Origin of the sequence: Acinetobacter sp. 22323 (genome assembly GCF_052044895.1) — a bacterium.
Classification (GTDB): Bacteria; Pseudomonadota; Gammaproteobacteria; order Pseudomonadales; family Moraxellaceae; genus Acinetobacter; species Acinetobacter schindleri.
Window position 1 is genome coordinate 240,949 of the sequence record NZ_JBQEOL010000002.1, and the last position, 10,938, is coordinate 251,886.

Annotated in this window: 15 protein-coding genes; 13 read left to right on the forward strand and 2 right to left on the reverse strand. The window is 37.8% G+C overall.

Annotated elements, in window-relative coordinates:
• The first annotated feature begins 16 nt into the window (after positions 1-16).
• From ACTJIX_RS02375 to ACTJIX_RS02395, 5 genes are all read left to right on the forward strand, one after another.
• Positions 17-229: a hypothetical protein gene (locus tag ACTJIX_RS02375; protein WP_004814551.1), complete on the forward strand. Its 213-nt coding sequence runs from the start codon at positions 17-19 to the stop codon at positions 227-229.
• A 144-nt stretch (positions 230-373) separates the two neighbouring features.
• Entirely contained in the window at positions 374-1,072 is a 699-nt protein-coding gene (locus ACTJIX_RS02380; RefSeq protein WP_440611130.1) for a hypothetical protein, read from the forward strand.
• Positions 1,073-1,201: 129 nt separating this feature from the next.
• A complete protein-coding gene (locus ACTJIX_RS02385) occupies positions 1,202-1,459 on the forward strand; it encodes a hypothetical protein (protein ID WP_004891618.1) in 258 nt (85 codons plus the stop codon).
• Positions 1,460-1,983: 524 nt separating this feature from the next.
• Entirely contained in the window at positions 1,984-2,223 is a 240-nt protein-coding gene (locus ACTJIX_RS02390) for a DUF6868 family protein (protein WP_004891620.1), read from the forward strand.
• A gap of 140 nt (positions 2,224-2,363) precedes the next feature.
• Positions 2,364-3,077, forward strand: a complete 714-nt coding sequence (locus tag ACTJIX_RS02395) for an SIMPL domain-containing protein (protein ID WP_004891621.1) — start codon at positions 2,364-2,366, stop codon at positions 3,075-3,077.
• On the opposite strand, the gene ACTJIX_RS02400 is transcribed toward ACTJIX_RS02395, so the two are convergent.
• Complete coding sequence (locus ACTJIX_RS02400) at positions 3,074-3,244, reverse strand: hypothetical protein (RefSeq protein ID WP_440611131.1); 171 nt, start codon at positions 3,242-3,244, stop codon at positions 3,074-3,076. The two genes, ACTJIX_RS02395 and ACTJIX_RS02400, sit on opposite strands and share 4 nt — an antisense overlap.
• On the opposite strand from ACTJIX_RS02400, the gene ACTJIX_RS02405 reads away from it, so the two are divergent.
• The 6 genes from ACTJIX_RS02405 to ACTJIX_RS02430 all read left to right on the forward strand — a co-directional run bounded on the left by ACTJIX_RS02405 (position 3,243) and on the right by ACTJIX_RS02430 (position 7,910).
• Positions 3,243-3,908 carry an RluA family pseudouridine synthase gene (locus ACTJIX_RS02405; RefSeq protein ID WP_004891623.1) on the forward strand — a complete coding sequence of 222 codons (666 nt, stop codon included), beginning with the start codon at positions 3,243-3,245 and terminating at the stop codon, positions 3,906-3,908. The genes ACTJIX_RS02400 and ACTJIX_RS02405 overlap by 2 nt on opposite strands.
• 597 nt (positions 3,909-4,505) lie before the next feature.
• Positions 4,506-5,441, forward strand: a complete 936-nt coding sequence (locus ACTJIX_RS02410) for a DUF4041 domain-containing protein (RefSeq protein ID WP_004891626.1) — start codon at positions 4,506-4,508, stop codon at positions 5,439-5,441.
• A 239-nt stretch (positions 5,442-5,680) separates the two neighbouring features.
• Positions 5,681-6,064: a ribonuclease E inhibitor RraB gene (locus tag ACTJIX_RS02415; protein WP_004814565.1), complete on the forward strand. Its 384-nt coding sequence runs from the start codon at positions 5,681-5,683 to the stop codon at positions 6,062-6,064.
• Between the two features lie 228 nt (positions 6,065-6,292).
• Positions 6,293-6,631 carry a zinc ribbon domain-containing protein YjdM gene (locus tag ACTJIX_RS02420; protein WP_004814566.1) on the forward strand — a complete coding sequence of 113 codons (339 nt, stop codon included), beginning with the start codon at positions 6,293-6,295 and terminating at the stop codon, positions 6,629-6,631.
• 140 nt (positions 6,632-6,771) lie between these two features.
• Positions 6,772-7,134, forward strand: coding sequence for a 5-carboxymethyl-2-hydroxymuconate Delta-isomerase (locus tag ACTJIX_RS02425; protein ID WP_017401434.1), 363 nt, complete (start codon positions 6,772-6,774; stop codon positions 7,132-7,134).
• Between the two features lie 326 nt (positions 7,135-7,460).
• Positions 7,461-7,910, forward strand: a complete 450-nt coding sequence (locus tag ACTJIX_RS02430; protein WP_076754125.1) for a YybH family protein — start codon at positions 7,461-7,463, stop codon at positions 7,908-7,910.
• Between the two features lie 130 nt (positions 7,911-8,040).
• Here the strand turns inward: ACTJIX_RS02430 and ACTJIX_RS02435 are convergent, their stop codons facing one another.
• Positions 8,041-8,811, reverse strand: a complete 771-nt coding sequence (locus tag ACTJIX_RS02435) for a hydroxymethylpyrimidine/phosphomethylpyrimidine kinase (RefSeq protein WP_004814574.1) — start codon at positions 8,809-8,811, stop codon at positions 8,041-8,043.
• Between the two features lie 93 nt (positions 8,812-8,904).
• On the opposite strand from ACTJIX_RS02435, the gene ACTJIX_RS02440 reads away from it, so the two are divergent.
• Both ACTJIX_RS02440 and ACTJIX_RS02445 read left to right on the forward strand, forming a co-directional pair.
• On the forward strand, positions 8,905-9,555 hold the full coding sequence (locus tag ACTJIX_RS02440) for an HAD-IA family hydrolase (RefSeq protein WP_314296254.1): 651 nt from the start codon (positions 8,905-8,907) through the stop codon (positions 9,553-9,555).
• A gap of 535 nt (positions 9,556-10,090) precedes the next feature.
• Positions 10,091-10,938, forward strand: an 848-nt coding sequence (locus ACTJIX_RS02445) for a BapA/Bap/LapF family prefix-like domain-containing protein (RefSeq protein ID WP_440611132.1), incomplete at its 3' end; no start/stop codon positions are given.

Here is a 10,938-nt window from a genome sequence, read left to right on the forward strand (position 1 = left end):
AATATGGGGAGTTTGCATGGATATGATCAAGTTTGTGATTGATGAGCATACGACAGACAATGGTGCACATCTGATCCATAATTCAACGATGGGGTGTGAAGACTTGCCTGATCCTAATGCTCAGATTCTGATTGGTTATTTTGCCAATTATGAACTGGCGTATAAGCGTGCGCGCATGAACTGGCCTAGAGAGAAAGTGACCGGTTGTGAAAAATGCTGCAAGGCATAACTCATGAATCAATCAGTAATTAAAAATGAATATGATGTTGAGATTTTTGACCCTGCCATTGTGTAGGGTCATTTTGTTTCAGCTTTTATCTTTCTATGTTAAAAATAATAAGCAACATGTGCCTATACATATGAGATCAGGAAAATGGAAATAGCAAAACTTGCAGTTTTTTTCAGTACAACCATATTGATCTCGAATGCAGCCGTAGCGCAACAAGCTTTAAAGCCCCAACAGCGCCAGTCACAACAAGATCAAAAAACTTTTCAAGCCTATGTCCCTAAAAACTATTCTTTCTTTGAAGTAGTAAAAGGTGACTTGAATAAAGATGGTGTGCCAGATGCTGTACTGATTGTCAAAGCTACAGATCCTAAAGCTTTAGTTAAAGATGAATATCGTGGAACCTTAGACCGGAACCGCCGAGGTATCATTGTTCTTTTGGGGCAAAAGGACAAGAACACTTATAAACAGTTTCTGCAAAACCTGAACTGTTTCAGCTCGGATCAGGAAGATGGTGGGGTGTATTATCCACCTGAACTGGTGCCTGAAATTAACAAAGGACTACTGCAGCTTACGTATCAGCATGGACGTTATGGCTATTGGAGCTATAAATTCCGTCTTCAGAATCAGGATATGCGACTGATTGGCTATGACCAGTTTTCTCATCATGGTCCTTTACTTGAGTCGAAAACCAGCTTTAATCTGCTGACTGGCAAAAAAATCTATAGTAAAAACCTAATCACGGATCCGGAGCGCAAACCAAAATATAAAGAAACGCACTCAGTGCATAAAAAGTCACCTATTTATTTATCCAAAATTAAAGACTTTGATCAACTCACATTTTAAATATCTAACTGCCTGAAATTGGCGCACATTTTGCAATTTATTTAATACGAGGATGCAAAGCTTCATTTAATCATAAAGCTTTGACTTAATTTAGTGCGCTTTTATGCACGATAAAGAGGGCAATTGAGTATGGATATGACCAACCACGTTTCTGAATCCCCGAAACTACCGCTTTCTGCACATGCCTGTGCGGCCTGGTCGCTCATATTTGTGCCTTTTTGTGGGGTAATTGGGCTGATCTATTTTGCGCTGGCTTATCTGATCAATCTGAAAGTACTGACATCTGAATTAAGCAAAATGAATAAAGTACTGGCAATTATCATGTCCGGGATGTGTGCCATGAGTGGCTGGTGGTTTACTGCACAATGGTTGCAGGGAACTTTTTAAAGTGAAAAAAAGGAGAAAAGGGGTAAATAAAATTCCAATAAAGCTCATTTTTTTAAAATAAAACGTCATAAAAATGAACCAATGAGATTTATTTCTCTGAATTGTCTTTTAAATCGGAATAATTTTTCAAAAATTAGAAAAATGATAAAAACATAGGAAATTAATTCCGTGTGCTCAAGGCTAATATATGTCTCAAGGGTGTGACGGGATCGGAAAGAGTAGCATGCTGTGAGCGGCGCAAAACGCGAGAGCAGTACTTACCCAAAAGGTCTTGATCCGGCTTAGGACGCTATGAACCAGAAGTTTGTAGGCTATAAGATCAATTCTTACAAAGATTGATAGTTGAAGTAAACCATCGCGAGTTTTCCCAACACCCTAAAAAATTCTCCAGTAAAACCCATTAGAAAATATAAAAATAACTCTTCTATTCAAATCTCCTTAACAGTGTTATATCCGCCATTTCTTTTTATTCAGTCAATTTATGCTAGTCTGGAAATTGAACCGTATCCTTTAGGGGAATCACGATGGAGCTTGATTTCTGGCGGCAATTTTTACTGTATGCATTGTTCGTTAATTACAGCATATTAATATTCTGGTTCCTGATCATTGTCTTTGCCCATGATTGGGTCAAACAGTTGCATGGAAAATGGTTCCAGCTATCAGACTCAACCTTTGATGCCATTCATTATGCGGGTATGGCACTCTATAAGATTGGTATTTTTCTATTTAATCTAGTGCCTTTATTGGCTTTATATCTGATGTAAATATAGAGAGAAATAATAGATTTGAATCTTTTATTAACGTGACTTTAACCTGTGGTCGAATAGTAATCTCAAAGACCCAGTTCAACTTATTAAAATTATCCAACTAAAAACAACAACATCGCTAAAAGGAGTTCAGGCAAATGAATCAGTTTAAACCCGCCCTGATTTTAGGTGCACTCATCGGCTTAGGAATGATTATAGCGGGATGGATTCTGGGGAATAGTGCCGTCAAGATCAAACAGTATGAACGAATTGTTTCGGTCAAAGGCCTGTCTGAACGTGAAGTTAGGGCAAATGTCGCGGTCTGGCCGATTCGTTTTAGTTCAGCCAGTCAGGATTTATCTCAGCTTTATGACGTGATGGAACTACAAACCCAGCAAATCCAGACTTTCCTGAAAGGTGAAGGCTTTAAAGCCGAAGAAATTACCACGGGAGCACCCGTCACCACAGATAAATATGCACAGCAGTATGGCGGTGATGCCAATGTTGCCCTGCGTTATACCGCACATCAAACCATTACCGTATATACCCATAATATTGATGCAGTACGGGCAGCACAAACCCGTTTAGCAGAACTGGGTAAAAAGGGCATTGCCTTTGGTGGCGATGATTCTGGACAACGAACTGAGTATCTATTTACTGGCCTGAATGACATTAAACCAGCGATGATTGAACAGGCCACACAAAATGCTCGGAGCGTGGCAGAAAAATTTGCAGCTGATTCGCAAAGCCGTCTGGGAAAAATCAAAACTGCTAATCAGGGGCTGTTCAGTATTGAAGATCGCGACAGTAATACACCCTATCTTAAAAAAGTTCGTGTCGTATCTACAGTCGATTACTATCTGGCAGATTAAATTGACCGGAAGCAATTCAGCAGTACGATCTGAGCAGCTTGAACCCGGCTGGCCAAGTCACAAACTGCGTATAATCTCCTTAAATCAACTTCCTGTAAACGTTCAGATTGACACACTGGATTGACATTGTTATTTTGCGCATCTTTCTCCCCATGCAATTGCGCCATGCCACTAAACGATAACTTTGTTTACTGCCCACCTCAAGATCCACTCAAAATTCTCTATGAAGATGATGATCTGGTGGTGATTGAAAAGCCGGCAGGGTTGTTGTCGGTGCCGGGTCGTCTGCCAGAGCATCATGACAGCGCGTATTTACGTGTGCGCGAGCAATTTCCGGAAGCACGAATTACCCATCGCCTGGATATGGCTACTTCCGGAATTCTGATGTTTGCCAAGCATCGTGATGCAGAAGTAGCAGTCAGTAAAATGTTTCAGGCGCGTACGGTGAATAAGCATTACATCGCTTTGGTACAAGGCAAACTGGTAGGGGAGGGCGAAGTCAATGCCCCACTCATCACTGACTGGGAAAACCGGCCATGTCAGATGGTACATACGGAACTGGGCAAGCCCTCTAAAACCCTGTATCAAATGTTGGATTACGATGTGGCACAAGATATTAGCCGTGTCTTATTAACGCCGATTACCGGGCGTTCGCATCAACTGCGTGTGCATATGATGCATATTGGTCATCCAATTACTGGCGATAAAATCTATCACCCTGAACCACTGCGCAGTCCGCTGCAACGTATGGCCCTGCATGCCAGTTATCTTGCATTTACCCAGCCCTTAAGTGATAAACCGGTAGAAATTCACGGTAGTGTGCCTTTTTAATATTTTCTAGTTTCGACTCCATGTTTTATTAAATAATATTTGAATTTCTGGAATGAATGCAGAACACTTTACTCATCTATTGCGTTGTATAAAGTGTGAGAAAATATTTCATATTTTTTCTTTAATTCTCCAAATTTACTTATTTTTTGATCTAAAAAGCATTAGTTTAAATATAGTTATGTGCTTTGTTGAACTATGTAAATTTATAAGTTTACCTATCTTAATACTGTCTCATGAAGAAAATTAAATTTTTAAAAAGATCAAAATTTGGTAAATTTAAATCTATGTTATCAAACAATATTATATTTTAATTTTGATAAAAATTAAGAAATATAATATTATTTCATTAAATTCAATAACTTACTGTCTATCTTATAAGTTAATTCATACTTAAAGCTTTAATATTTTTATTCTGGCAAGATTTCAAGAGATAAAACAGTAAAATTCAACAAAAATATCAATATTATTAAATATTTATACCTAATTCTAGTGATAGGATTTTTGAGAAAATCAGTGCAAACTAAGAATCTTTCATAAGTTCTTTGATTTGATTTAAAGCATTTTTCTTATTGTATTTTTTTAATTAGGGCACGGACGATGTCAAGTATTATTTTATTCGTTCTGGTGGGGATACTATCTGGCGTACTTGCAGTCACACTAAACAAATTAAAATCCCTGCGTGGAAACCTCGATGTTTTACAAAACAATCTGGATCATGCACGTCATAAACTGACAGATTATGAACAACAGGTAGAAGATAGTGAGTACGAGTTGTCTCAGCTACGCGTGCAGATCAGTAGTTTACGCACGACTTTAGAAAAATATAAGAAATACCAAGAGATCTGCGAAATTGAACAATATGTCATTAACCGTACCTTACAGGCTGAAAATTTTGTAGAAATGACCAAGGTTGATGCTTCAATCATGGTGGATGACATTAAAGGCTATATCGAACGGGTGAAAGCATTTATAGAGGATTATCAGACCAAGGCAATTCAAAAGGTGGATCAGCAGGCACGGGAAAAACTGCAACGTTATTATAAACAGGCACAAGAAGAATATCGCTTGCAGGATGTGGTTACTGCCTTAGAGCATAAAATTCATGGTTATCAGTATGGATTCTCGCTAGCAGCTAAAGATGTTTTGACTGAATTAATAGAGGGTTATCAGGAGCAAGATACTGCAAGACATTTACAGGATATTCGTGAGCAAATTGAGCAGGCGATTCGAGACAAAAAAGTTGCGCAATGCAACTATGTCGATGAAGATCGCCGTAATACCACCATGGATATGATCAGTCTGGCCTTTAACAGCCGTGCCGACCTGTATCTGTCTCGTTTAACTGCAGATAATCTGGGACAGATGCTACAGGCGCTGCAAGATGATTTTTATTTAATTAATCATAAAGGGCAGGATTTAAGTCAGGCTCGCATTCAGCAATCGTATCTGGATTTACGTTTGCAAGAGCTCAAGTTTGCAGCCTTACTTCTGGAATTAAAGAAAACACCAGGAAAAGTTCTTCACCTGGCTTAAGCCGCTTAGTCAAAAAAATTAGGCGTAAAATGAGGATGAAAATATCTCCAAAATAAGCAGTCAAAAGTATCTCTACTAGTTAAAAGTTAAAGAGATACTTTAAAAATAAAACTTCGATTTGATATATAAAATCAGTCATTTAAAAACTGTAAAAAATGTTATTTTTCCTATCGTATCCTGTATAAAAATCAGCTAATCTAATTTGTATAATAAAACGGCAGCATAATAAGGACAGCCCTATGTCACGTGATTATCAGCAGTTCCCGGATGATGAAAATGGTAATGTACTCTGGCAGATGTTTCAGGATGGCGATGATCTGACTGAAGCACATGAAATTGAATTTTCGATTGCATTTAATGAAGAATCTCAGGCTGATCGCTGTGCTTTGCATCTATTAAAAGAAGAACAGAAAATCAGCCTGTTTCAGGATGAAGAAAGCGATACACTCGAGTGGGTGATCACGATTTTCGTTTATATGGAACCGAGCTACGAAGATATTGTTGATCTGGAGCAATGGTTTACCAAAATCGCGAGTGAATTTGGTGGCGTTTATGATGGTTGGGGCTGTATGGCTTATGTATATGACGACATCGACGATGATGATACGCCTTTGACCAGTTAAAGCTAAACAAAATTTTTATAACACAGAATGAAGAGTATAAGCCCAGCCCGTCTGGGCTTTTTCTTCTGGTGAATCAACAGTTTATTAATGAATAATTCAAACTGATATTATTTAAAACGAATAGAGGAATTGTAGAAATTAAATCCATATAAAATATAAGGTATAAAATGCTATAATGATTTTTTAATTTATTCATTTCTTATTTTTATTTTTATTTTTGAGGTTCTTATGAGTCTACCCCATTGTCCAAAATGCCAGTCTGAATACACCTACGAAGATGGGGATTTACTGATTTGTCCTGAATGTTCGCATGAATGGAAAGAGGGTGAAGATACAGAAGAGCAGCTAATCATTAAGGATGCCAATGGTAATGTTCTTGCTGATGGTGATAGTGTAACAGTGATCAAAGACCTGAAAATTAAAGGTTCCTCATCTGTGGTGAAAGTTGGAACTAAAGTAAAAAGTATTCGCCTGTTGCCAGATGCAGCAGATGGTCATGATATTGACTGTAAAATTGAGGGTATTGGCGCAATGAAGCTCAAGTCTGAATATGTGAAAAAAGCATAATCCAGTCCTGATCTGTTTTAATCTATTAAAGTTTGAACCAGAATGGCGGTTTAAAAAATAGGCCGTCATCACCTGCCTTGGCTTACATTTTATTTCAGACGGGGCATAATCAAGAAAAAATACTGAGTAAATAAAACCTCATGCCTCATCTTCATATTGAATATTCAGATAATATCCAGAATCTGGAGGTCAAGCCGATGCTGCTTAAGATTCACCAGGCCTTATATACTGCAAATTATATTCAGGATCCGAATGATTTAAAAAGCCGGGCAATTTGTCAGCAGAATTATGTGATTGGACTGGATTTGAATACCACTCAGGCCTATGTACATGCAAAAGTATCCTTATTGTCGGGGCGTAGTCCTGAATTGAAACAGGCAATTTCCCAGTGTGTCTTAGCAGTGCTACGACAGCATGTACCAGCCCAGCAGGGTTTGACAATACAGCTCTGTGTAGAAATCATAGAAATGCCAAAGGACTGTTATAGTAAAGCCTTTATTTAACTTTAGTTTAACAATACTTGTATGTTGTTGAAATTATAAGTATTATTTTTCGGGATTGTTATGTTGTGACACAACTAAAATCTAGCAAACAGTGAAAAATAACTTAAATAAGCTTAAATTAACTGGGTTCCTTCTTAAGTTTGATGGAAGTTGTTTAGCTAACAATAAAATGATCTTTAAAAAATGAACTTTATGGGGCTTTTAATATATTTGATGATCTTAACTAGTTAAGGTTTTTTTGCTGTAATTCTAAAAAAATCTATGTCCTTCTGTAGGGGCAGATTGCAGTGATTATTTGACCATTTAAAAAATATAAGAGAATAGAGATGAAAATATTCGGGGACGCATCTTTAGGTAGAGAAATAGTTGATTTATTACATGAATGGGATAGTGCAATAACAGGCTTGGATATTCAGAATGTGCTTAAGTTGTGTGTATCAGATGTCAGGTTTTTTGATTTAAGTACAGAAGTTCATGGTCTGGAAGCTTATGAACAGAAATGGAATCTTTACAAGCCTTATATGCTGCATGGAGTGACCATACAGCGGCATGATGTGACAATCCACGTAGAGCCTCATTTAGCTTTCATTCATGGTTATGTCAAACTTACACCAGCAAGTGCTGAAAAAGTAAAATGGCTTCCATCCGTGAAATGGTGTCGTACTAGCTTATGTTTGAAAAAGGAAAAAGGGCAATGGAAAATGGTGCATCAGCATATTTCGGTACCGGTAGAGATTGAAACACATAGCATGAAAGTATTAGAGCTAACCATTTAAATCTATAATGACATTATTTATATGAATTCATTCGCTATTTAAGTTCTCTACTATAGGGCAATGTTCAGTTGAATTCCAATAAAAAAAAGAGCCTGAATGATTTAGGCTCTTTTTATTTGCAGAATGAGTATTAACCAAAGCGTTTTGGAATTTTCTGTCCATTAGGTATAGGGGTTTCAGCATTTTTTAATACACCGAATAACCAGGTTTCAGCATGCTGCACGGCGGTCTTGAGCTGATCGCCTAATGCTAAACGACCGGCAATGAAACTGGCCAGTGAACAGCCTGAACCATGATATTCACCCTCCAGACGAGCACAACGGGTCTGGTTCACCAGTTCACCCTGAATATATAAACTGTTCTGGATATAATCAGGAGTATCTTCATGACCACCTTTAACCAGTATAGCTTTGGCACCCATGGCAAACAGTTTTTGTGTCGCAAGTTCCAGATCCTGCTCACCTGTCAGTGCACGCAATTCCACTGTGTTCGGTGTAATAATAGTTGCATGAGGGATCAATTGGGTAAAAGCCTTGACCAAGGTTGCCTGATCTCCCAATGAGCCACCACTGTTCGCGACAAGTACCGGATCAAGCACATAAAAATATTCAGGATGCTCAGCAAGAAACTCGGCTAGGGCTGCAATATTGTCAGTAGTACCAAGCATGCCGGATTTGACACCACAGATGGGCAAGTCACCGACTACCGCATGAGCTTGTGCAAGCAATAGGCTTTTTGATGTTGCTTCAAAACCAAATACCTGTTGAGAGTTCTGAATGGTAAGGGCGGTACAGGCTATCGCAGCATGAGCCCCGCTTTGGCCAATAGCTTCAATATCAGCCTGGAGACCTGCTCCACCTGAAGGATCCAAACCTGAAAAGCATAGTACGGTAGGGCGCAAAACGATGTCCTTAAACTCTAGATTTGCGTTAGTATAGGCAAAATTTCATGAACACTCGATACCCATTTGTATCGAAGTAACCGGAGGACTGTGGTGATTCAGAATATCCTGATTGATCTGGATGGAACCTTAACTGATCCTAAAGTAGGGATTACCACTTCAGCACGTTATGGTTTGGAAAAAATTGGCCATCCTATTAGTCCCGATACCAATATTGACTGGATTATTGGACCACCGCTTAAAGCCTCACTCGCTAAAATTCTGAACGTTGCAAGCAATCACGTGCTGGCAGAGCAGGCACTAGAAGCCTATCGGGAACGTTTTGCAGTCACCGGACTATATGAAAATAAAGTCTTCTCGGAAGTAGCTGAAACTTTAGCCGAACTCAAACGCCGTGGCTATCAACTATTTCTTGCGACTGCTAAACCCACTGTTTATGCACGACAGATTCTTGAACACTTTAAGCTAGATCAATATTTTGAAGGCATTTATGGCAGTGAGCTAAATGGTGATCGTACCAACAAAGGTGACCTGATCGAATACCTCTTGCAGCAAGAGCAGTTAGATCCAGCTACTTGTATTATGGTTGGAGATCGTGAGCATGACATTTTTGGTGCTAGACGTAATGGGATAGAAACTATTGCAGTCACCTATGGCTATGGTTCACCAGAAGAATTTGCTCAAGCTGAGCCCAAATTTCAGATTCAACGCTTTAATGAAGTTTTTGATTGTCTAGGTAAATAATTTTTATATTTTAAAATTCTACGCTTTGTATATTTAAAATAATCTCGATTTATATTTCATGATTCGAGATTATTTTCTAGTTATTTAATTAACATATTTATATAAAGAGTAAATTAAATTATCAACTTATTATATTAAATTTAAGCTATTAAATAGTGGATTAATAACCTGGTTATAAATTTGTAATTCATGTGTTAAATCAAGTAACTTATTTGTTGTTAAGTGTAATTAATTTACAAATATACAATTAACTAGATATAAAAGCTTATAATTTAATATAAATCATTGAAATACATAATAATAAAATTAATATAAATTTTCTAATATAATTCATCAATAAATTGTATATAAATATAAATCAATAGCTTAAATCATATTAATTAATAAAATTAAACTTCAATTTAAAATTACTACATAATAATAATAAAATCTTACTTATTTTATGGTTTTAACTTGGATTTACTCCTGCTATGAAGAGCTGGTTGGGAATTATACACGGCACGACTCATCATAAGAATATTCAGGAGTTTCTCTCATGGCTAGCATTGATATATTGGCTAAGAATAATGGACAAATTATTCAAAGTTTAAATGCCGATTCGGTTATATTAAATCAAAATTCCGTAGTTAAAATTGGCGTCAAAATAGACGATGTTGCCAATATTTTAAGAGAAGGAAATGCGGCAGTTATCACACTTAAAAATGGTGAAAAAATTGTTGTAGAAAATTATTTTGACCCCGCGGTGAATGAAAGTTTACTTGTTTTTGAAGGGAATAATGGCGAGCTGTACTGGGCAGAATTTACCGACAGTTCAGGTCAATTACTAGTTAAATACAATCCGATCACTGAGGAGGCTCTCCTTGGAGGAGGGGCAACTGACTTACTACCTTGGATTGGTGGAGCATTAGCTGTTGGGGGAATTGCAGCTGCGGTAGGTGGATCGGGTGGGTCAAGTAATTCAAAAGATTCTACCCCAATAAATCCAGTGGATAATGCTGAAAGGCTAGTATCTCAAGCTGAAACAACCTATCAGAATGCATTAGAAATACTAGAACAAGCACAACAAGATGGCCTGATTACCCCTGAAGAACAACAAGCAGTTCAGGATGCGATTAATACAGCGGAAGAAGCAAAACAAGTTGCCCAAGATGCAGTAAATACTCTACCAGCTGGTACTGATAAAGAAGGTCTACAAGATCGCCTGGATGACCTTGTCGATATCGTAGTTCCACCGGTGAATGATGCCAATGAAAATGGCATTGATGATGGAGATACGGCAGCAGAAGCAGCAGCTGAATTAGTTAAGGATGCAGAGGATCTACAGCTTGCTGCAGAAGATTTGTTAGAAGAACTGCAAGCAGATGGTTTAATCACACCAGATGA